General features: G+C 52.7%; 17 protein-coding genes. 10 read left to right on the top strand and 7 right to left on the bottom strand.

The window, feature by feature from the left end; translation table 11 throughout:
- Positions 1–69: 69 nt before the first annotated feature.
- The gene (locus MWU62_RS07975) at positions 70–1428 is read right to left on the bottom strand and encodes a DUF1329 domain-containing protein (RefSeq protein ID WP_247114342.1); all 1359 of its coding nucleotides are present in this window, start codon (positions 1426–1428) and stop codon (positions 70–72) included.
- Between the two features lie 178 nt (positions 1429–1606).
- Here MWU62_RS07975 and MWU62_RS07970 point away from each other — a divergent pair, with 178 nt between their 5' ends.
- Positions 1607–2107, top strand: a complete 501-nt coding sequence (locus MWU62_RS07970) for a DUF6586 family protein (protein ID WP_247114341.1) — start codon at positions 1607–1609, stop codon at positions 2105–2107.
- Positions 2108–2154: 47 nt separating this feature from the next.
- Positions 2155–2415: a hypothetical protein gene (locus MWU62_RS07965; RefSeq protein ID WP_247114340.1), complete on the top strand. Its 261-nt coding sequence runs from the start codon at positions 2155–2157 to the stop codon at positions 2413–2415.
- An 8-nt stretch (positions 2416–2423) separates the two neighbouring features.
- On the opposite strand, the gene MWU62_RS07960 is transcribed toward MWU62_RS07965, so the two are convergent.
- Both MWU62_RS07960 and lexA read right to left on the bottom strand, forming a co-directional pair.
- Positions 2424–2924, bottom strand: coding sequence for a SulA-like leucine-rich domain-containing protein (locus MWU62_RS07960; protein ID WP_200361591.1), 501 nt, complete (start codon positions 2922–2924; stop codon positions 2424–2426).
- 43 nt (positions 2925–2967) lie between these two features.
- Complete coding sequence (gene lexA / locus MWU62_RS07955; RefSeq protein WP_247114339.1) at positions 2968–3576, bottom strand: transcriptional repressor LexA; 609 nt, start codon at positions 3574–3576, stop codon at positions 2968–2970.
- A gap of 230 nt (positions 3577–3806) precedes the next feature.
- Here lexA and MWU62_RS07950 point away from each other — a divergent pair, with 230 nt between their 5' ends.
- The 3 genes from MWU62_RS07950 to MWU62_RS07940 are packed head-to-tail and all read left to right on the top strand — an operon-like array spanning position 3807 to position 6249.
- Positions 3807–4808, top strand: coding sequence for an amidoligase family protein (locus MWU62_RS07950; RefSeq protein WP_247114338.1), 1002 nt, complete (start codon positions 3807–3809; stop codon positions 4806–4808).
- Complete coding sequence (locus MWU62_RS07945; RefSeq protein ID WP_247114337.1) at positions 4801–5532, top strand: type 1 glutamine amidotransferase; 732 nt, start codon at positions 4801–4803, stop codon at positions 5530–5532. Before MWU62_RS07950 ends, MWU62_RS07945 begins: the two co-directional genes overlap by 8 nt.
- Before the next feature lie 30 nt (positions 5533–5562).
- Positions 5563–6249, top strand: a complete 687-nt coding sequence (locus MWU62_RS07940) for an SIMPL domain-containing protein (protein WP_247114336.1) — start codon at positions 5563–5565, stop codon at positions 6247–6249.
- 1 nt (position 6250) lies between these two features.
- Here MWU62_RS07940 and MWU62_RS07935 read toward each other — a convergent pair whose 3' ends face one another.
- Positions 6251–10036 carry a translocation/assembly module TamB domain-containing protein gene (locus MWU62_RS07935; RefSeq protein WP_247114335.1) on the bottom strand — a complete coding sequence of 1262 codons (3786 nt, stop codon included), beginning with the start codon at positions 10034–10036 and terminating at the stop codon, positions 6251–6253.
- Entirely contained in the window at positions 10033–11787 is a 1755-nt protein-coding gene (locus tag MWU62_RS07930) for an autotransporter assembly complex family protein (RefSeq protein ID WP_247114334.1), read from the bottom strand. The genes MWU62_RS07935 and MWU62_RS07930 overlap by 4 nt, the downstream gene beginning before the upstream one ends.
- Before the next feature lie 173 nt (positions 11788–11960).
- Here MWU62_RS07930 and MWU62_RS07925 point away from each other — a divergent pair, with 173 nt between their 5' ends.
- From MWU62_RS07925 to MWU62_RS07915, 3 genes are all read left to right on the top strand, one after another.
- On the top strand, positions 11961–12965 hold the full coding sequence (locus tag MWU62_RS07925) for a hypothetical protein (protein WP_247114333.1): 1005 nt from the start codon (positions 11961–11963) through the stop codon (positions 12963–12965).
- Between the two features lie 54 nt (positions 12966–13019).
- On the top strand, positions 13020–14495 hold the full coding sequence (locus tag MWU62_RS07920) for an amidase (protein WP_247114332.1): 1476 nt from the start codon (positions 13020–13022) through the stop codon (positions 14493–14495).
- A 91-nt stretch (positions 14496–14586) separates the two neighbouring features.
- Positions 14587–15207 (top strand): hypothetical protein, encoded by a 621-nt coding sequence (locus MWU62_RS07915; RefSeq protein ID WP_247114331.1) that lies wholly within the window; start codon positions 14587–14589, stop codon positions 15205–15207.
- A 98-nt stretch (positions 15208–15305) separates the two neighbouring features.
- On the opposite strand, the gene cysI is transcribed toward MWU62_RS07915, so the two are convergent.
- Entirely contained in the window at positions 15306–17003 is a 1698-nt protein-coding gene (cysI, locus tag MWU62_RS07910; RefSeq protein ID WP_247114330.1) for an assimilatory sulfite reductase (NADPH) hemoprotein subunit, read from the bottom strand.
- Positions 17003–18805: an assimilatory sulfite reductase (NADPH) flavoprotein subunit gene (locus tag MWU62_RS07905; protein WP_247114329.1), complete on the bottom strand. Its 1803-nt coding sequence runs from the start codon at positions 18803–18805 to the stop codon at positions 17003–17005. Before MWU62_RS07905 ends, cysI begins: the two co-directional genes overlap by 1 nt.
- Before the next feature lie 300 nt (positions 18806–19105).
- On the opposite strand from MWU62_RS07905, the gene MWU62_RS07900 reads away from it, so the two are divergent.
- A complete protein-coding gene (locus tag MWU62_RS07900) occupies positions 19106–20338 on the top strand; it encodes an FAD/NAD(P)-binding oxidoreductase (protein ID WP_247114328.1) in 1233 nt (410 codons plus the stop codon).
- Between the two features lie 61 nt (positions 20339–20399).
- Positions 20400–21713 carry a PAS domain-containing methyl-accepting chemotaxis protein gene (locus MWU62_RS07895; protein WP_247114327.1) on the top strand — a complete coding sequence of 438 codons (1314 nt, stop codon included), beginning with the start codon at positions 20400–20402 and terminating at the stop codon, positions 21711–21713.
- The last annotated feature ends 33 nt before the right edge of the window (positions 21714–21746 follow it).

The following is a 21746-nucleotide window of genomic DNA, read 5'->3' as shown; positions in this document are numbered from 1 at the left end:
GAGTTAAGAATCGGACGACCGTAATGGGTTGCCAGCAACCACTGGCAACCCAAATCTACTACACCGGTATCAGCGGCGAGCTGCGCGCCTCGCAGAGGACGCCGAAAACTCATTGCCTCGGTAACCCGGTTCAAAATCATAGGCTGGGTAGTTATCGTCCAAGCCATCTATGTAATAGCGCTTCGCTTTCAGGTCGTAGGTCATTTCCATGGTAGTCCAGAATGCTGGCACACTGTAATAACTGATGTTGTGGGCTTCGGATACGCGCCACAAATTGCCCGACTCATCATACTCTTCAGACATCAGGATCTGCCAACTGTCTTCATCAACATAAAAAACCCGGCGATCGTAAATGTGTTTTATACCAGTGCGTCGAGTAGCTTCAACAACCCAAACCCTATGCAGCTCATAACGTGCCAGCTGCTGGTTGATGTGGCCTGCACGGATCACATCATTCGGTTTTACCGACTGATCATGCAGCATGTAGGCATTGTAGGGCACGTAGAGCTCACGCTTGCCCTTTAGTTCCCAGTCGTACTGGTTCGGCGCGCCGTTATACATATCTTTCTGATCAACAGAGCGCAGCGACGAAGAGTTAGGCAGATCCGTTTCATAGGCAAGATTCGGTGAACGCCTCAGACGTCGTGATCCCGAATCATAGCGCCAAGCCAACCGAGGTGAGCGCACTTGATCCAAGGTTTCGTGCACGAGTGTAATCGTTCCGGCTATTGAAGATGGCGAAATCGTATCGGTCTTAAGATAGAAAATCTTATTATCGATTTCCTCGAGCTCGGCGTCTTGCTTGCTATAGGCGAAGTAATAATCGTATTGATTTACCACAGGATTGAATGAGCCGTCTACTTGGGGTGTCGCTGAAGCACTACGGAAAGACACCTCTTCACCACGGTATCGCAAAATGTGATTCCAAATGACCTCAAGACCGCTCTTCGGAATTGGGAAGGGACTGGCCGTAATAGTGTTACGTACACCATTCCCGTTGTCCAAAACCTCCGCACTCAGAGCATTCTCGTAGAACTTGCCATATACACGCTCAGGAAACGCAGCCGTTCGTCGAGTCTGGTAAACCGGCATGAAGAAATTCGGGCCGTATTGGCTCAACATTTTGCGCGAGCCGTCGGACAGTTTGTCTTTATAGAGGTGCATATTGTCCGCAGTGATCACGAACAGTGGCTCGTCATCCGGGAAAGGATTCACTTCAACCTGCCCTTTACGCCAGTTCGCAGGCGCCTCGGACAACCCGCCTGTCCACTCAGGAATGCTGCCGGAAGCATTTGCTCCACGCTCCGCACCAACCGGCGTCAAGTCCTGCTTTAGCTGTTGTGCCTCAGCAACCGACACTGCTGACAAAGCCTGCCCGGAAAATCCGAACGAAAGCAGTGCAATACATGCGATAAAGTGGCTCCGCATTCCTCACATCCTCCAGACAATCAAAAAACCCATAATCAGTATGTGCTTTTTGCCAAATTCAAACGCCCGTTTCAAGGAAATGTTTGTGTTTTATTGTCACCTGATGGCAAGACTGAAGGGGTAAAGAAATCTGCGAGCCAAAATGTTAAGATGGCGGATTGTTTTAAGGTAGCGCTTGATGGCTTCTCAATGGTATTCGCTGGTTTCACAAAAGTTGTTTTTGGCCAGTACGTTGCTAGACACACCCGCACCGGCCTCGATTGCTGCAAACCCGTCGCCGATACAAAAGCTGCAGCAAGAGGCTGCAACTCAAGGCTGTATCGAGTTACTGCTAAGGGCAAGGCGGTTGTTACTCGTAATGGTTGCCAGACTGTATCAAAAGCGGTCGGAGACGCCTTCCTCTATAGCAGAACTCGCAAACTTGATTGGCGACCAAACTGCAGAAATACAGATGCTTTTAGCGCTTAAGCAGAATAGCAGAAGCTGGTGGAACCATCTTGACCAACTTGAGGCCGCGCAGAACAACCCGCCAGCCATGCGCAAGACGGTAAGCGCAGAGAATATTATTGCCGTATCTGCAGAAGCTGGGCCTGAACGCTCTGCCCAGTCCCTCAGGGAAACCCTACAAGCTATGAAACAGTTTGCCGACAACTTGGAAGAACAGCACGGAGAGTGGTAATTCCTCACGTACACAGCTTTCGGTTCCCAACTTAAAAGGTTATTGAAATGTCACCATCGTTTTTCGAGATTGTACAATTGACCAATGGCGATTACGCCCTTCGACGCATTGACGATGATAGCGCGCCACTAGTACGCATTTCATTTTCAACAGAAGCCCGTGAAATGATGGAAGATCGGGATATGGCGGTTGCCAAGGCAATGATTGCTGCTGGCATTGAAGCGGTTGGAAATGTGTCTCACGACATAGATTGGGAAGATGACGAGCTGGACGTTTCAGACGCTCAGCCCGCTTATACACTTCACTAAAGTGCCATTTAACGCTGCCTGAGCACTACGCCGTGGCTGTTGCCTTCGGCAGCCGCTTTCTGCAAGGAGGAGAACGCAGCTTTGCCCAGCTTACCTGTCCACATGACTACTGCGTGGCAGGTTCCAGCACTGAGGGCAATTTCTGCAAGCTGGCGCGCCGGGTACTCCGCAGTGGAGCGCAAAACCAAAAGTTCACCAGTAACAATTCCGTGCATTTTCTGCCACTTGCTCACGAGTGCCTGGGGCGGATCGATCCATGCCAGCCAACGCTTCTCCTGATTGAGCTGGGTTAACATCGGCAATAGTAGCTGGAAATTTTCCACCTGACCTTCCGGCAAGATGATTTCCGTAACATTGCCAGCCGGGCCAGCCGGCTGTGAGTCTGCCACATTGGAAGTATGCCGAGCTCGAATGACCGTTCTCTGCTTTCGAGCTGTATGTTCCGGCACCGGGCTAGGCAAAACACTTTGCTGCCATGCCATGTTCTGATTGAAGCTAAGTTGTTCCATAAGTCACCCGTTTTTCAATGTGTTTGTTGGTATCCCGGTCTGATCAGTGCAGATCAGACCGTCGGATAACACCCACACCCAACCCTTCTATAAACAATTCCTGCTCTTTGAGGTCGATTTCAATAGGAGCGAATTCTTCGTTCTCAGCAATCAGATAAACCATCGAGCCTTCTTTTTTAAACCGCTTCACTGTGACTTCATCCCCTACTCTTGCCACAACTACTTGGCCGTTGTGGACATCTTGAGTGCTGTGCACGGCGAGAAGGTCGCCATCCAGAATACCGATATCCTTCATGCTCATACCCCTAACACGAAGCAGGTAATCGGCGGAGGGGGAGAAAAACTCGGGCTTCAACGTGCAGTGGTCTTCAACATGCTCCTGAGCCAAAATCGGGCTGCCTGCAGCTACTTGGCCAATCACCGGCAACCCGGGGTCTTCAGCAACGTCTGGCAGGCGTATACCCCGGCTGGCTCCCGGAACCATTTCGATGGCACCTTTCCGAGCTAATGCCCGCAAATGCTCTTCCGCAGCATTCGCCGAGCGAAACCCCATTTCTGTGGCGATTTCTGCACGTGTAGGTGGGTAACCGGTTTCATCGACCGATCGACGAATAATTTCCAGTACCTGACTTTGTCTTGCTGTCAGCTTCATTGTTTCGCTGCTCCGCTTTCTGCATGCAGGGCTTGTGCATGCCGGGACTGATATCTGATGGCGTATACAGTAAAACGAGCCATCCTGTTCGTTTATACAGTGTTTTGACTATATACAGTGTTTTATCCAGTGTAAAGACAGGCGCCCTATTTTCTTGCGGGCCGTTAACTATTGGCACTTACGTAGTGTGATAGAGTAAAAAAATCTTACATTCAGCATTAGTGAGTCTTATGAACCAAGCTATCGCATTGAAAATGCCAGACATAATGAACACCGCCGACGGCAACGAGCGCAGAGTGGGGGTGGAAATCGAGTTATCTGGGCTGGGGTACCTGCAGCTCGTTGAGCTGGTTGGGAAGTTGCTGGGGGGCGAGGCAAAACCGGAGTCCCGCTATATAAGCAAGCTTGAGACGCCTCTAGGCGATTTTATTATCGAGCTTGATTCAGACCCCATCAAAGACCTTGATCTGGCAGACGAACGTTTGCCCGAGTCCATTCGAGAGCTTGGCGGGCAGGCTATGGAAGTTATAGACGCAGCCGCCGAGATGATTGTGCCATTGGAAATTGTTAGCCCGCCGGTGAAGTTTTCGGACTTGGACCAGATTGAAACGCTGGTTGAGGAACTCCGCAAAGCCGGTGCACTGGGCAGTAGGGAGGCGATTTACTTCGCGTTCGGCTTGCAGCTTAATCCAGAATTACCCGACCTCAAGCCCGCAACGCTCATTCGCTACTACCAAGCATTCGCCGTTCTATACGACTGGCTAAAGGCTCGCCATCAACTGGATATCAGCAGAAAGTTCACGCCTTATATTGAGCCTTGGAGCAGTCGCTACACAGACCTTCTGGTTGCGGATGGCTATGAACCAGATCAACACCAGATGATGGTCGATTACCTTGAATACAACCCCACTCGCAATCGCGCTCTGGACCTTCTTCCACTGTTTGCCCACCTGGACAAACCCTTGCTCGACCAATACGTGGAAGACCCCCGCATTAAAAGCAGGCCTACGCTGCATTATCGGCTCCCGGATTGCGACATTGATAATCCTAAATGGCACTTTTCCAGTGTTTGGAACGATTGGGTGGTGGTAGAGCAACTCGCGAACCATGCAGAGGATCTTAAGGAATTGCGTGCTCTATTCAGAGAAAGCCGGAAGCTCAGCCTACGCAATCTAACCCATAGCTGGCTGGAAACCTCGGAAAACTGGCTAGAAAGCAAAGGTTATGTCTGAACTACGCAACCCCGAGGACAGCTTGCCGGGCCTAACGATAGGCATTAGTGGCCCTTCCCGAAAACGTGTAGCCCAACGCCTGATAGCGCTTGCACTTCGGCTCAAAGGCGCGCACACCTATTACATCCGCCCCGGAGCGCGTGTGGATGTGTCATTGCTGGATGGTTTGGTGCTTTCCGGGGGCACCCATGTGCATCCGGAGTTGTATGGGCAGGAGCCACAGGTCAGCGCACGTTATGACCGCGCACGAGACGCCACTGATCAATTACTGCTCAAACAAGCAGAGGCTATAGGTATTCCCGTGTTGGGCATTTGTAGGGGCGCGCAGTTCATCAATATATTCCATGGTGGGTCTCTGTGCCAAAACGTGACCCCTTTGCGGGTAAATACCCGGCACCGCCCTTTGTTGTTACCTATGCAGACTGTGCGTCTGGTCACTACAAGCCGACTGGGGCAGCTTATGGGAGCACCGGTAATCGGTGCCAATCGGATACACAGCCAGACCATAAAAAATCTAGGTAAAAACCTGAAAGTAACGGCGGTGGACAACGACCTGTTTGTTCAAGCCATCGAAAGTACCCGTGGGCAGTGGCTGATGGGGCTTCAATGGCACCCCGAATACCTGCTTTACCACAGCGGGCACCGACGCATTTTTGGCCAGTTTCTAGAAGCTGCCCTCTCATTCAAATTGGCCCGATTGGAGTTTTTACCCAGCAGAACTTAACCGTATACACGCTTAAGGGAGAAATATCGCATGGCAAAGAATCATCTGAAAACCCGTATTTTTTATACACTGCCGCTTCTTGTGCCAGGTCTGGTGTTGGCTGGGGAAGTGTCTTTGACCGGCGAAGGCACCGTTCGCTATGAGCCTGACAGTGCACGCTTAACATTTACAGCTAGAGCAGAACACGAGCAATCCGGTAAAGCCACCGAGAAAGTTTCATCCTTGATGAATCAATGGCGCGAGGGTATCAGTGAGTATCGGGATAAGCTTCAGGAGTATTCTGATGCCTCTGTTAACTTGTACAGCCGTACGCTGCCCTCTGAACCCAGAGAAAAGGAACTACAAAAAAGAGCCGTTGCCTCACAAACCATTAGCTTCAGCATTTCGGACCTTTCACTGCTAAACCCTATTCTGCAACAAGCTCAGTCGCTCGGCCTGAATTACAATCTCGGCCCCCATCAGTTTTTCCATTCCGAGGAAACACGAATGGAGCAGGAAGCCTTGGCTCTGGCCATTGCCGATGCGAAATCCCGCTGCGAGTTTGTAGCCAAGCAAGTGGACCAGAGCTGTGGCAATGTTGTGTCGCTTAACATTAACGGTGGCCACCGCCCTGTGCCGATGATGATGGCGGAAGCAAGAGGCGGCTCAGATACAATATCCAGCGTGGGAGAGCGGGAAATCAACGCCTCTGTGAACGCAACATTCGAGCTGGACTAGCTTAAAAATCCCGCGTGTAGAAGATATCCAGAGAAGCGGCCAAGCCACTGGCCGCTTCCAGATAGAAATAACGGCCCAAATCGTAGCGCAGTGCCACCGTGCTGATAGGCTCGAAAATTCCAACCCCGTAGCGAATACTAAGCTCGTCGGTGAGGTAGCCACTGGCCACCACCGATGTTTGATCGCCGCTACCTTCCGCCTCTAGAGTCAACTGGCGAATTCCAAAGCCTTCTCCGATCTGGCCGGTTACCTTATTCACCTGAGTTAACCCTAGTGAAATAGCGGCGCGGCTCATCTGGCCGTCATCACTCTGGCCCCGGGGAGCGCGACCGAGAATGACATAAGAGAGGGCATCGGACTGCGGCATGTCTGGGCTGGAAAACACTTCGGTTGTGGGCGATTGAACCGGCCCGCTTAGGCGAATTCCAGCCACCACTGTATCAACCTGCCGGATAGCTTCGATATCCAAATACGGCTGCACCAGATTGCCAACAAACAGCAACCGCGCGCGCCGCAATTCCAGCTCCTGACCGTAAGCTTCGTATTGACCATTGACCAGCTGCAGGGTGCCTCTGGTGTCCATGTCGTTATGAATGCGTAGGGTTCCTTCCAGATCGCCCGTCACGCCAAATGCTACAAAGCTCACCCGGTCTTCGCCCACTACAACGGTGACGTCCATTTCCAAAGACTGTATAAGTGGCTCCTGCTGTTCCACACCAACAATCACTTCGTCCTCTGATACCGACACCGCCTGCGCAGGCAAGCCTTCGATTTCAATATCACCCCGGGGTACCTCAATCCTGCCCTCCACACTCAAAGCGCCTTCACGGAATGCAATGGTAAGGTCTGGCGCCACTTCCAAATGTGCGTAAGGTTCGATACTGAAAGGCAGCCGTTCACCGGTAATGCGAACCTCGCCGCCGGGAGCGCCTTGCCAGTCGACTTCCCCCCGAATAACAGCTTCACTGCGAGCATTGCTTCGAATGCGGCCACGAATATCCGCAGAGTTGCCTTCAAACTCGACACTGACCGTTACTTCTTCCATAGGCAAAGGTAAGCGCGGATCGACCACACTCCCATTAGTAAGAGCCACCTCGCCTCTCACCGCAGGTTTCATTAGCGGCCCGGAAATGGTGCCCTCACCATTAACTTCGCCAGCCACTTCCTCAAGGCCGGTGAACAAGCCTGCCAGAGCAATATCCAAGCCTTCCAACTTGAACTTGCCTTCAACCGGTCGATCCTCGGCCATCGGATCCAGACTCATATCTACTGAAAGCTGGCCAAGTACCGGGCCTGACAAACGCAATGCGAGATCCGCCTGATCTGGCTTCAAATCCAGTTCCGTAATTAGCGTCTCGTAACCCAGAGTTTCCCATTCACCATCCAGCAATAGCTCAAAACGGCCTTCGCCAGCATCGAGCGCTATGCGGCCATCCGGCCCCGCACCGGAAGAGCTGAAGTCAATTTCGCCGTTTATGCTGGAATGCCAGCGCAAATTTTCTGGCATAATCGGTGCCAGAGCCGTGGTGGGAAAACTGTCAATGCGGTAAACAATTCTCGGCACTGGCAGCAGCGTTTGATCATCAGCGCAGATTGAGCTTTGCTGCCAGCGCCAACAATGTGCTGCAAAACTGAGTTCACCGTCTGCGCCATATACCAGCCCTGCAGGTGATGCCAGCTCCCAACTCTGCTCTTGACCGGGCACATCCACGATGCCTCGCGTAAGCTCGCCCTGCCAACTCGCCCAGGCATCACCCGCAGCCCCCTTAAAATCCAACTGCAACCTTGCGTCTTGGTGTTGGGCTTCAATAGCCACCGAGTGATCACCCTGAGTGCCCTGAGCCTTGACGGTGAGCGATTCAACAGTCTGCCCGGCTGCCGCAATGCCTTTGCCCTTCACCTCACTGTTTAGACGAAACCCGGACTCCAGTTGGGCATCAAGATTCAGAGTTTCAACCACCAATAGATCTTGCCAACGCAGCTCGGTCGCATTGGCAGTCAGTTCTCCACGGGGGTCTTCGGGGGTGCCCGTGAGCCTAAGCTGAAGATCAGCTTGCCCGCCAAGGCCCGGCAAGATCTTTTCCGGCGCCGGTAGTTTTAGGTCGAGATCCGCTTCTAACTGCTTGCCCCATCGGCCGTTGCCTTCGACGCGGTTGTCACCAATAACCAACTTTAATTGCGGCACTACCCAGTCACCGGTTGCCGTATCCAACTGGCCAGCAATGGTGGTCGGGCTAGAGCGCCACTGGCCCTTCAGGTCCCAGCTTGCCTCCATAGCGGGGACCGGCCCATCGGTGAGCTGCCCTTTTGTTGTAACGCCACCGCTAAGGCTGGCCTCCAGAATCGGTACCCAATAGCCCGGGTTAAAGTTCTTCAGTTCCAGTACGGCTTGCCAACTCAAAGGCCCAGAGAAATTGACAGCGCCATCACCGGTAAGCGAGCCTGCATCGGTTACCGCTGAAAGCTTCGTTAGCTGAGCCTGACTGGCATCACCGTTAATCGATGCTGCCAACTCTGAACTGCCCTGGGGGGAGTCAACGCCGGCGGTCAGGTTGGCTTGGTAGCGCCCATCGCGCCAGGAGGCATCACCATTCAGGCTACGCAAGCTAACCGGCGGTTCATCCAAACCAGAAATTAACGAATACCACGGAAATTGATTCAACTGTATATTCGCTTCCGCGCTCAGATCACCCTGCCACTGGGTAGTGCCGGTTACGACAACGTTTCGGGGTGAACCTCCCGCTTGATCCTTGTTTTCTTCGCCCTCTGCAGAGAGCTCCAGCCGTATGTCCCGGGCCTCGGCGGTTGTAACCAAGCCCTCTAACGCGAGCTCGATCGGCCCTTCTGTGCCCGGCAATGTAGCCTGAGCTTTGGTGTTGAACCCCCGCTGCAGGCTGCCTTCAGCCTCAGCAAACCAGTTTTTCAGTACCAGCGTATCCGGCAAGGCTTCCACAGCGCGGAAAGATTTTGAAGTAGCCCGTAAGCGCGCAGGTAGGCTCGCGGCCAACGGCTCCACCTTGCCTTCCAAAGCAGCATTGAGATAACCCCGGCTCTCGCCGGCAAGTGTCAGGTCTCGCACACTGCCGGAAAGCGCCAATTCTATAGCCCAGTCACTGCCATAGGGGGGCGGCAAAGAAGCACTGACTTCAAGATTAATTGGCCAGTCTCTTCGCGTCTCAACCCGGCCAGAAGCCGTAAGGGTATAGTCATCAAGCTGATAATAGACTCGCTCCAGCTGCCAATCGGCCCCGGAGCCGTCTGCATCAAGCTCCAGCTTGTCCCACACTTTGCTGCCATTAAACGTGAACGTGCCAAGCCTTACATCGCTGACTCTCACTCCAAGCGGTAACTCAAGCCTCGGCAGGCTGATATCCCCAGACGGGCTCGCCTCTTCTTCAGAGGGTTGAATGTTCACGGCAAGTTGTTTCAAGTGCAGGGTTTCAAGGCAGAGTTGAAGATCAAAAAGGCAGGAGGGCGACCAGTCTATAAGCGGAGCTTCAATTGCCACACTTACCCCATAGCCTTTCCACTTAATACGATCTGCCTGCCAGGTTCCAAACAGCGAACCATGATCGTTTACCGCCTCAAGCCCCGGCACCTGCTCAATCACCCAGGCGGTGCCTGTTTCTGAACGTAGGGCAAGCAAAACCGCAAAGACAAGAACAATCGGTAAAAGAACAAACAAACCGAGAAGCAACAACAACCAAAATCGAACGCGCTTCATAGGTTTGCGTTTAGGCTGCGGTGGGGTATCAACACTGTTATTACTTTTATCTGCTTCTGTCACAACTCTGGCCCCATGGAGAAGTGAACCCGCCATTCGCCACCAAACTCAGGATTTAGCCCCTTGGCGATGTCTAGTCGTAAAGGCCCAAGCGGGCTAATCCAGCGGATACCGGCACCCGTACCTGTGGCCAGAGGGTCAAATAAATCGTTAATGGCGTTACCATGATCAACGAAGAGAGCGGCACGCCAATTTTCAGCAAATTGGTACTGATATTCTGCGCTGCCTACCACCGTGTAGCGGCCGCCAACCGCAACTCCGTTGTCGTTTTCAGGCGAGAGAGTCTGGTACCCATAGCCACGCACACTCTGGTCACCACCAGCGAAAAAGCGCAAAGAAGGCGGTACATCTTCAAACCGATTGGTCCCTACACCACCAATCTGAACCCGTGACAAAAAGCGATGCTTGCCCGCGAGCGTAAACAAACCCTTGGCGACGGCATTTATATGCAGTATGTCCACACTGGAAAGCGCCGCCCGGTGTGAGCCGGTGACATTAAACTGCAAACGGTAACCCCGGGAGGGGTCAAGCGGAGAGTCAGCGTGCAACTTGGAATAAGCGACTCCGGGAAGCAAAAGTGTACTGGTGCCTTTCTCATCGTTTCCGATGTTAAAACGCTCTCCCTCCCAGCGTAACGACAGCACTTGTAGCCACTCGTTGTCGAGCTGGTGTTGCCATTGCTGCCCGAACGTTAGCAGATCAGACTCAACGTTCTCTATATCCTCACGCTGGTAACCCGCTGTGAATCGAATTAAGTCCGTCATGGGAGGGTCCAACGGCAGTTCATACCAAGTGCTCAGATTTTGCCTTGGCCCGGAGAGTTCCGTTTCTGCGCCCCTCTTGTGCCCCATCTGGTTAATCCAATGCTCCCGCCAAGTACCACGGAAGCGTGGCCCCACATCCGTGGAAAAACCAAGACCTGTCGAAATGGATCGGGGATCCCTGCGGGTCAGACCTACTTGCACAGGAATAACTCCGTTCTCGGCATTTGAAGGCCCGGCATCAATATCCACGCCCGAGAAATACCCGCTGCCGAGCAGGTCGCTGTTGAGCTTCGCGATTTCATCAGCGTGATAGGGAATCCCCTGCTCAAAAGTGACATACTCGTGCAGAAGGCGGCTTTCAAACCAGTGCCCTTCTTCGAAGTTTACGGCACCAAGCCGGTACCGATCACCACTCTCGAAAACCAGAGTAATGTGTGCCGCCAGAGCTTCCGGATCAACTTTAAGGGTGCGGGTAACAAGACGACCGTCAAAATAGCCTCTGCGCCGGGCGCGAGTTTGCAAGACGTTTCGAAGGCTGGTGTAATCGCCGTGATTCAGTATATCCCCTTCGGCGGGATGATCAGGCAGGTTATCGGTGAAATGCGAATCCGTTGCGGCAGCCCCCCGAATTTCAACCCTGCGGGATTTCACACGCACCGGATCACCGGGTGTTATATCCAAAATTAGAAGGGCTGCTTCTTCTGAGTCACCGTCTTCCACCTCCCAATCTATAGTTGGGCTGTAGTAGCCTAATGCTCGCAGCCCCTTGCTAGCTTGGCTAACAGCGGTCGATGCATAGCGCCTAAGATTGCTGGCACTGCGGCCTTCTACCTCACCGATAAAAGCTTCGGCGTTTTCCTTCAAGCGTGGATAGTCACCGTTGACACGAACCTCAACTTGTTGCGCCAAGCCAGTCGAAGACCAAAGCAGAAGCAGCAGGCCCAGAAGCCGAATCCGTCCCGATTTCAAAATGTGATCAAGTGATAGCATCCGGCTGTTTCAGTGTTGGTCGCAATAGGAGTGATTATCGCTCAAGCGTGAGAGTTTAACGGCGGCCGGTCAAGTTAATCTGCGGCCAGACAAGTCGTCGGCCCGGTTCAAATGCGCTAATCTGTCGAACGACCTGCGCAGGCTATTACACCACAGAGGATGGATACCAGCGAATGCTGAAAATTAACCGCGAGAATTTGAAATCCAGCCACCAACTTATCTGGCTGATTATCGACTTCCTGATGCTGGGCCTGATCATCATCAACCTCGCGTTCATTATCTGGGATTCTGTTTACAACTTCGTTGCCATACAGAACGTACTGAAGGAGCAGTTTCCGGCGCTTCAGGCGGCCTATCACCCGATCCATGAGAACTTCATTTTTTACGATGCCATGTTCGTTGCGGTCTTCTTAGCTGAATTTTTTGTGCGTTGGGGCTATGCAATCAAGGCCAAAGTATACGACCGCTGGTACTTTTACCCCTTTATTCACTGGTATGATCTGGTGGGCTGCATACCTGTAGGAAGCTTACGGTTCCTGCGGATTTTGCGAGTTATTTCCATTGTGTACCGCTTGCACCAATACAAAATCATTGACGTTACCGACACCGGAATTTACCGCTTCGTAAACTTCTACTACGAAGCCTTTATGGAGGAGTTATCAGACCGCATTGTGGCCAAGGTATTGAGCGGTGTGCAGCACGAGATAACGCTGGGTTCGCCGCTTTTCGAGAAAATTCAGAACGATATTCTGTACCCGCGTCGAGAGATGTTATCCGGCTGGATATCCCAGCGGGTTGCTCAAGCGGCGAAGGAAGGTTATGTACCCAATCGCGGCGCCCTGAGAGCCTACCTTGAAGACCGTGTAGACCATGCACTGAAGCAAAATGTTGAATTGTCGCGATTGAAATACCTGCCCGTGGTGGGTTCGACCATTCAGGAAACCCTAGAGGATGCGGTGGGCGATATCGTAGCCAACGTTATCCAACAGATATTGGAAGATCTGGCCTCCTCTGCAAATCATGCGTTTATTGAAGACATAGTAAACGCTTTTATAAGCGGGCCGGATGAACGAGAGCATGAAGCGAGAAACGAAGCTTTAATCGCGCTGATTATTGAAATTATTGACGCCATTAAAGGCCAAGTCCGCGTCAAGCGCTGGCGGGAGCAACTACCCTAACCCGCCAATGAATGCGCCCATTACAACAAAAACGATAGCCACAAGAGATGTGACATGGATCCTCTGCATTATCAGCCAGCCCACGACCTACTAGCCCAGCTTGAAGCTGGAACCCTGAGCAGCGAAAAGCTGGTAACCGATCTACTCGCACGAATCCGCGAACATAACCCGGCAGTGAATGCCGTTGTTACTCTTGACGAAGTTCGCGTGTTGGAACAGGCGCGGCAGGCGGATCAAAAGCGCGCCTCTGGCGAAGCAGTGGGCCCTTTGCACGGCCTGCCCCTCACGTTAAAGGACACATGGGAAGTAGCAGGAATGGCCTGCACCGCTGGCGCCAGTGCACTGAGAAACCATAAACCCGAGCGCCATGCAGATGTAGTGCAGCGCCTAGAAGATGCCGGTGCCATTATTCTGGGCAAGACTAACGTGCCTGTGTACGCCACAGATCTGCAAAGCTACAACAAGTTATTTGGCGTAACCAACAACCCCTATAATCTTGCCCACACCCCCGGCGGCTCGTCCGGTGGCGCGGCTGCAGCATTGGCGGCAGGTATGACGCCGTTAGAGGTGGGCAGTGACCTAGCGGGCTCAATTCGTATTCCCGCACATTTCTGTGGCGTCTTCGGGCATAAACCATCGCGAACGCTTGTGTCTTTTCGGGGGCATATTCCCGGACCACCGGGCACGCAATCGCAACCAGACTTGGCTGAAGGTGGCCCTCTGGCCCGCAATGCAAAAGATCTGGCGTTGTTATTCAAAGTCATTGCCGGCCCCAAACCCGTTGATAGCCGGTGCTGGCAACTAGAAATGCCCCCCTCACGACTGGAAACCCTCAAACAAACACGGGTTGGGCTATGGCTGGAAGACCCCCTGTGCCCGGTGGAAAAGGAACTGACAGACGGCTACCGCGAACTGGGCGAGCAGCTAGCAAATCAGGGCGCTCTTGTAGCCGATGCCAAGCACCCCCTTTTGAGCCTTGAACACACATTGCCTGCCTACTTTAATTTGTTGGGCAGTCTGCTTAGCACCTCTCTAAAGCCTGCCCAGCGCCGCCAACTAAAATGGATCGCCCGGCTGGAGAAGTGGCTTACCTTCTTCGGCCCCATGACACCTTTCATTGGCGAGTATGGCCGCGGAGCAAATCAACCCGCCTACCAGTGGATGGCCATGAGCGAAACGCGGGAAAAGATGCGCGCAGAAATAGAAACCCTCTTTGAAGAGGTGGATGTACTGCTAACGCCGATCACGCCCACTGCTGCAATCCGACACGACCACACTCAGCCGGTATTTAAGCGCCGCATTACCGTTGCCGGACAACCCCGCGCCTATATGGATCAGTTCTGTTGGATTGCCTTTGCCACTTTATTGGGCTTACCAGCTACTTCTGTGCCTATTGGGTGCACCAAAGAGGGTCTACCGTTTAGCGTACAAGTTATCGGGGCACCGGGAATGGACCTGACCACCATTGGCTTCGCGCAGCTGCTTGAAGAGGCTGGGTTGGCCGGGTTCGAGGTCCCGAAGGGATTTTAAAACAAATAAAACTCGGTAATAGGTATCATTCTCATTGCAATCTCAAAAGATTCATCTATTATATTTGTTAAAGATAGATAGGAGGTGAGCCATGAGATACCAAAGCATTCTGGGAAACTGCAACGAGACAACCATTGGCGGACTGATTAACCAATGCCCTCAAACATCCGCTGTATTTCAAAGCCACAGCTTGGATGTAAGCAACGATCACGACAAAACCGTGCAAGAGGCTGCAGCGAAAGCGGGGGTTCCAGGAAAAACCCTGTGCAGAGAGCTTTTCGATGTGTGCATGGAGCACAAACCACTGGAAGAGATGGAGACAGACACATTGCTGGAACTGCTGGATACAGAATATTACGCAGTCCACCTTGAACAACTGCCTGCCCTGCACCGCTTGGCGAGAAAGATTGAAGCGGTGCACCGCGCTACTCCAGGCGTACCTCTGGGAATAACTCGCACGGTGAAGCAAATTGAACAAATACTAATCAACCACATTGAGCATCAAAAAGACCCAAAACGATCCTGCTTGCAGCACGAACTGCTCAAACTGCAGCTCCGCGGATTAAGGGAGCTGACCGGCCAATACAAGGCTCCCGAAGCCGCCTGCCGCTCATGGCGCAGATTGTATGATGAGCTCAAAAGTCTGGACTTCAGCCTTTCGGAGCAGATCTATCTGGAGCGGGACATTCTTTCGCCACGATTTAAGGCCTAAAGTTTAATTAGCGCAGCTGCAAACCGCGTTAAGCAAATAACAGCGGACCTCTGAATAATGTCGCCGATTTTGGCTATGTTATTCAGAGGCCACCCATTTTATTTCAAAGGTTGGTGCAGCATAGCCGGTGTGCGGTCTTCCTCCACAATACCAGTCCTCACTAAAAAATCACCAAACCGCTCTTCAAAAGAACGCTCCTGCTGATACAACCGAAACAGCGGCCGAAGTTCATTAAGTACCGTATCTGTATCTATGTTTTCACGATACAACCTGTTCATACGCTGGCCTGAGAAATCAGCTCCCAAGTATAGATTGTACTTACCCGGTGCTTTACCCGTTAGCGCAATCTCGCCCAAATACGGGCGGGCACAGCCATTCGGGCAACCGGTAATGCGTAGGTTGATGGCATCGGGCTCCAACCCCTCTTCGGCCATGGCACGCTCTACGCGAGTCACAAACTCGGGTAGGAAGCGCTCGGCTTCTGCCATCGCCAAACCACAAGTTGGCAGAGCGACACAAGCCATGGAATTCTGTCGCAAGGGCGAACTGCGGTTACCCGCATCAAGCTTGTACTCTTCCACGATAGCGTCCACGGCAGCCTTGTTCTCGGGCGATACGTTGGCGATAACCAAATTCTGGTTACAAGTAATGCGAAAGCTGCCGTCGTGAATTTCTGCAATTTTTCGGAGGGCTGTTCGCAACAGGCCGTTTTCTGTATCCGCCACCCGGCCGGTTGGGATAAGCAACGTCAGGTGCTGATTGCCATCCTCGCCTTCCACCCAGCCAAACCGGTCACCGTTATGGCTCAGGCTGAATGAGCGCGGCTTCTCAAAGGCTTGCTTGTGGTATTCCTCAAAGCGCTCCCGGAACCAGTCCATGCCATAGTCATCAATGGTGTACTTGAAGCGCGCATGGGCGCGATTGGTGCGATCACCAAAATCCCGCTGAATAGCGCAGATGGCTTCACAAGCATCTACAATTTGTTCTTTGGGAACATAACCCGCCATGGTGGCCAGCCGGGGATAGGTGGCCGGATCGCCATAGGTCAGCCCCATTCCTCCGCCAACTACAACGTTGAAACCAAGAATTTGGCCAGCCTCAACAATGGCGATCAGGCCGATATCATTGGCGAACACGTCGCAGTCGTTTTCCGGAGGAACGGCCAGTGCGATTTTGAATTTCCGGGGCAGATATTTGTACCCGTAGAAAGGCTCCTCTTCCTCACCCAGCTTTTGAACACATTCTTCCCCGAGCCAAACCTCGGCATAGGCCGCCGAACGCCAACGCAAACGCTCACTGATGGCCAGCGACAGCTCATGAATCTCCCCGTGCAATTGCGACTGGTGGGGGTTCACGTTACTGATCACGTTGCGGTTCACATCGCCACAAGCACCTCGGCTATCTAAGCCTAGGGCATGTATTTTCTGCATGAACGGCTGCATCTGCTCTTTGAACACGCCGTGGAACTGGAAGGTCTGGCGCGTAGTCAGGCGAAGGGTTGAGTCTGCACAATCGTCTGCAATTTTGTCCAACCCCAGCCATTGGTCTGCAGTCAGCACACCGCCGGGCAACCGCAAACGCACCATAAACTGGTAGAGCGGCTCAAGTTTTTGACGCCGGCGCTCATCTCGCACTTCGCGGTGATCCTGCTGGTAAGAACCATGGAACTTGGTCAGTTTGGTGTCGTCTTCCGGCAAAGCACCCGTGGTGCGATCCGCCAGCCCTTCCAGAATGGTTCCGCGAAGGTAGTTGCTTTCACGCTTGATTACTTCGGCTTCAGGCAGTTTCTCACTCATCAGTACACATCCCGCTGGTAACGTTTATCCCGGTTTAATTGGCGCAGGTATTCTTCGGCCTGCTCCGGATTCAGCCCTCCCAGCTCACTGGCAATATCCAGCAGGGCCTGATGTACATCCGGCGCCATTTTTTCTGCATCGCCGCACACGTATAGGCTGGCACCCCGCTGCAGCCACGCCCACACCTCGGCGCTGCTCTCCTTCAAGCAATGTTGTACATAGCGTTTTTCTGCCTGATCTCGGGAGAAAGCCACATCCAACTTTGTAAGCAAGCCGTCGCGACGCCACTTGAGCCATTCCGACTGATAAAGGAAATCACTGCGGAACCGGCGATCACCAAAAAACAACCAGTTCTCGCCCTTCGCCTCCCGTTCTTCCCGCTCCTGCAAAAAGGCACGGAAAGGCGCAACACCTGTGCCGGGGCCAATCATAATCACGGGCTTACTGTCATCCGGCAGCGCAAATTTCTTGTTGGGATCAATATAGATCCGCACTTGATCACCCTCGGCCATGCGATCCGAGAGCCAAGCAGAAGCCACACCCTCACGATCTCTGCCATGGCTGGTATAACGCACGGCGGCGACAATGATGTGCACTTCATCATCCACAGCAGCCTGACTGGAACTGATGGAATATAGCCTTGGAGGTAGCTTACGCAGCAGGCTTACCAGTTCTTGCGGTGCCAGCTTGGCTATCGGCCATGCTTGAATCAGGTCCAGAAGATCGCGCCCTTCTGTCCAAGCTCTCAGCTCTGTGCTATCTGCCACCAACGCTTTTAGGGCATCATCATTCGACAAGTCGGCCCAGTGCTTCATGAGGGGTGGTGTTAGAAGGGTAATTTCACGGTAAAAAGCCAACGCTTCCCGCAACGAAACCTCACGCTCATCTGCCGAGACCAACTGTTCGCCATCAAAGCCCAATGTATTCAGTAATTCGTCAACTAGGGCCGGGTTGTTTTCCGGGTACACCCCAACCGCGTCTCCGGGTTTATAGGTCAGCCCCGAGTCTTCCAGCGACAGCTCTATGTGCCGCACCTCTTTGTCGGAGCCCCGGCCACTGAGTATTTGATTCTTAAGAATCACCGCCGCATAAGGATTCTTGCGGCTAAATATCGAGGCTGGCGCTTGCTCTGCCGTTACTGAGCTCGCAGCCGTTGGTTGACTGGCACCTGCTTCGCTAACAATGGTCTCCAGTACCCTATTGATCCAGTCTTCCGCCAGATCTTCGTAATCCACATCGCAGTCCACGCGCTCAGCCAATGCTGTTGCGCCCAGTGCCGCAAGCTTACTGTCAAAATCCTGACCGGTTTTGCAGAAGTGCTCGTAGCTGGAATCCCCCAACGACAATACGCTGTAGCGAAGCCCTTCCAGCTTCGGTGCTTTCTTACCATAGAGAAATTCGTGAAAGTCCAGCGCGTTATCGGGTGGATCGCCCTCCCCATGGGTAGATGCCAACACCGCCAGATACTGCTCACTCTTCAGCTGCTTGGGCTTGTAGTCCGCCATATCCAGCACCTTGGAAGACACGCCTTTATCAGCAGCGCGAGCCGCTAGCTGCTGCGCAAGCTCTTCTGTGTTACCGGTTTGCGAGCCGAATAGAATCGTTAGTTCCGGAGCCACGGGCTGAGATGCGTTCTCGGCATCGGCTATGTTCGCACCCGTACTCCCGGAACCACCGGCACATTTACCAGCTAAAAAACCGGCAAGCCAAAAAAGCTGTCCTTCGCTTATGCCATCAAGAAGCTCTGCAAGCCGCTCTCGCTGGCTCGCCGAAAGAGGAGATGAGTTCAGATCTGTCGTCATGTTGGATGATCCGTGTGGGCGGTAAATAAATTACTGGTTTCAAGCCAAACCTGTTGAAACCTGCACGCACTCTAGGAATCAAAAAATGAGCGACAAAATGGAATAGACGGGACAAATAAATCGAAAAATCCGATATACATCCCAACCCACTGTTTTAAATGAATATTAAATATATTCCAAATGACTCTAAGTGAAATGATCTTAATCATTCCGAAGAATAACGAGTTCCTTTTAAGCTAGCGCCTCTTATTTCCACGCCCAAGGAGCCACAAGAAATGCTCCTTTAAAGGAGTATTCAACATGTCTCAGATCGCACCTTCACAGGTACATCAGGTGGTCGTAATCGGTGCAGGCGCGGCAGGTACCAGCGTTGCTGCATCCCTGCTTCGTCAAAGACCGGGGTTGGATGTTGCTATTATTGAGCCGAGCGATGTTCATTATTATCAACCTGCCCTCACGCTAGTCGGTGGCGGGGCTTATTCACTCGCGAAGACTGCTCGCCCTCAGGCCCAAACACTGCCCAAAGGCGCACGTTGGATCAGAGCTGCCGCGCAGGAGCTTCAACCGGAAAAAAACCGGGTTATCTTGGATGACGGGCGGATAGTGGGTTATGACACCTTAGTGGTAACGCCGGGACTGAAGCTGGATTGGGACAAAATAGATGGCTTGCGTGAAACTCTGGGGCGCAACGGCGTTTGTAGTAATTACGACCCGTCACTGGCGGAATACACCTGGCAATGCATTAAACAATTCCGAGGTGGAAAAGCCTTTTTCACACAACCACCCGCACCCATCAAGTGCGCAGGCGCACCCCAGAAAATCGCCTATCTGGCCGCAGACTACTTCCGCAAAAACCAGATAGCCGGGCAGAGTGAGTTAAGGTTTTACGCAGCCGGAGGCGCTCTTTTCAGCGTTCCCGACTTTGTTCCCTATTTGGAAAAGGTCGCCCGCCGGTACAATATCGGCCTGCTGATGAATCACAATTTGATTGCCGTAAATGGTGATAAAAAAGAAGCCACATTCCGCTTTACCGACGGCAATGGAGATGTACAGGAAATAACCGAGTCCTTTGACATACTCCACGTAACGCCACCGCAAAGCGCACCAGATTTAGTGAAAAGCAGCCCGCTGGCAAATGCCGACGGCTGGGTAGACGTAGACCAACACTCACTACAGCATGTGCACTTCAAGAACGTGTTTAGCTTGGGTGATTGCAGTTCGCTGCCTACCTCGAAAACAGCGGCGGCCGTTCGCAAGCAATCGCCGGTAGCGGCAGCCAACATTTTGGCCCAGCTTGCCGATGGGCAGCTAAAAGCAAACTACGACGGTTACACCTCCTGCCCCATCGTAACGGGGTACGGCAAAGTAATGCTTGCAGAGTTTATATATGGCGGAAAGGTAACGCCGACACTGCCGTTGAGCCCGTTTAAAGAGTCTGCATTTTATTGGCAGGTTAAGAAGCGCGCCCTGCCTCCCTTCTATTTTGATTACATGCTGAAGGGGCGTGAGGGGGATATTGCCCATAAATACTAGCGCTCAAGTACCAGCCCTGCCTGCCGTTAACTTAGGGGGTGTATCTAACTGGAGTTTCGGGATGTTTAATCGTCAGCTAAAAAATGAACTCGAAGATCAACGTGCAGAATTAGCGGCGCTACGCCAGCTGACGCAACAGATGGATCGAGGCATGCTGTCTATACGACTAGATTCCGACTTCTGCATCTGTGCCGTAAACCAGCTATTTGCCGACGCTCTCGGTTATCAGCAGGAACAACTCATGGGGCGACCTTTGTCGTCACTTGTTCCCACTTACGTATCGAAACTGGCTTGTTTTCGCAACTTTAACAAGGCAGTCGCCGAGTTCATGCCTGTTAGTGACGATTACCGATACTTCGGTGCCGACGGTACTCTGGTCTGGTTAAACATTCATTGGCTGCCCGTGCGTGGAACGGATGGCAAGCTCGATTACATTCAGGGATATGCCCGCGACGTAACCGAAACAATAGAGGGCGCAAAGGAAAGTGAGGCATTCATTGATGCACTGATTCGCTCCACCGCGGTTGTTCAATTTAATCTCGACGGTACTGTGATAACGGCAAACGAGCAATTTTTGCAGGCCATGGGCTACCGGCTTGAGCAACTTGTCGGGAAGCACCACCGTATTTTCTGCACACCCGAAGAAGCCGCCTCGCCCGAATACACAGCTTTCTGGACGAAGCTCAACAACGGAGAGTTCGTGGCTGACCGCTTCAAGCGAATCGACAGCCGTGGGTCAGAGGTATGGCTGGAAGCTACCTATAACCCGGTCTACGATGCCGAAGATAACCTATGTAAAGTTGTGAAATTTGCATCTGTGGTAACTGACCAAGTGGCACGGGAAGCTGAAGTCAGGGACGGCGCAAACGTAGCATACGAAGTTTCACAACAAACGGATGTAAGCGCCCAGAAGGGCACGGCTGTTGTCCAAAAGACAGTTGGGACCATGCAGCAGATTGCTACGCAAATGCAGGCAACCACTGAAAGCATTGAAGCGTTGAGCGAACAGTCTCTTCAGATAAACTCCATCGTGCAGACCATCGGTGGAATTGCAGAGCAGACAAACCTGCTGGCACTAAATGCCGCCATTGAGGCCGCCAGAGCAGGCGAACAGGGGCGTGGATTTGCGGTGGTTGCTGACGAAGTGCGGCAGTTGGCAGCTCGAACCAGCAAGGCTACAGAAGAGATTGTTAGCGTAGTCGAAAAAAACCAAGTGCTCTCAGATGATGTCATGCGCGAGATGCTCAGCACGCGCGAGAAAGCAGAACAAGGCTTGGAACTGGCCAATCAAGCCGGTGCCGTGATTGTAGAAATTCAGGAAGGCGCAAAACAGGTGGTAGATGCTGTTGAACGCTTTGCCAACGAGTTGCAGTAGTAGTTAATCGGATTTTTTCCGAGCACCGGAACT

This window comes from Marinobacter sp. S6332, from assembly GCF_023016045.1.
GTDB lineage: Bacteria > Pseudomonadota > Gammaproteobacteria > Pseudomonadales > Oleiphilaceae > Marinobacter.
This window is presented reverse-complemented; position numbering and strand designations above follow the sequence as displayed.

Bases quoted from the DNA above. Each gene is read 5' to 3' on its own strand.
- MWU62_RS07930 (WP_247114334.1), bottom strand. From the start codon at position 11,787: ATGCTATCACTTGATCACATTTTGAAATCGGGACGGATTCGGCTTCTG.
- MWU62_RS07945 (WP_247114337.1), top strand. From the start codon at position 4,801: ATGTCTGAACTACGCAACCCCGAGGACAGCTTGCCGGGCCTAACGATA.
- MWU62_RS07915 (WP_247114331.1), top strand. From the start codon at position 14,587: ATGAGATACCAAAGCATTCTGGGAAACTGCAACGAGACAACCATTGGC.
- MWU62_RS07940 (WP_247114336.1), top strand. From the start codon at position 5,563: ATGGCAAAGAATCATCTGAAAACCCGTATTTTTTATACACTGCCGCTT.
- MWU62_RS07970 (WP_247114341.1), top strand. From the start codon at position 1,607: ATGGCTTCTCAATGGTATTCGCTGGTTTCACAAAAGTTGTTTTTGGCC.
- MWU62_RS07900 (WP_247114328.1), top strand. From the start codon at position 19,106: ATGTCTCAGATCGCACCTTCACAGGTACATCAGGTGGTCGTAATCGGT.
- MWU62_RS07950 (WP_247114338.1), top strand. From the start codon at position 3,807: ATGAACCAAGCTATCGCATTGAAAATGCCAGACATAATGAACACCGCC.
- MWU62_RS07905 (WP_247114329.1), bottom strand. From the start codon at position 18,805: ATGACGACAGATCTGAACTCATCTCCTCTTTCGGCGAGCCAGCGAGAG.
- MWU62_RS07960 (WP_200361591.1), bottom strand. From the start codon at position 2,924: ATGGAACAACTTAGCTTCAATCAGAACATGGCATGGCAGCAAAGTGTT.
- MWU62_RS07925 (WP_247114333.1), top strand. From the start codon at position 11,961: ATGCTGAAAATTAACCGCGAGAATTTGAAATCCAGCCACCAACTTATC.
- MWU62_RS07895 (WP_247114327.1), top strand. From the start codon at position 20,400: ATGTTTAATCGTCAGCTAAAAAATGAACTCGAAGATCAACGTGCAGAA.
- cysI (WP_247114330.1), bottom strand. From the start codon at position 17,003: ATGAGTGAGAAACTGCCTGAAGCCGAAGTAATCAAGCGTGAAAGCAAC.
- MWU62_RS07965 (WP_247114340.1), top strand. From the start codon at position 2,155: ATGTCACCATCGTTTTTCGAGATTGTACAATTGACCAATGGCGATTAC.
- MWU62_RS07920 (WP_247114332.1), top strand. From the start codon at position 13,020: ATGGATCCTCTGCATTATCAGCCAGCCCACGACCTACTAGCCCAGCTT.
- MWU62_RS07975 (WP_247114342.1), bottom strand. From the start codon at position 1,428: ATGCGGAGCCACTTTATCGCATGTATTGCACTGCTTTCGTTCGGATTT.
- lexA (WP_247114339.1), bottom strand. From the start codon at position 3,576: ATGAAGCTGACAGCAAGACAAAGTCAGGTACTGGAAATTATTCGTCGA.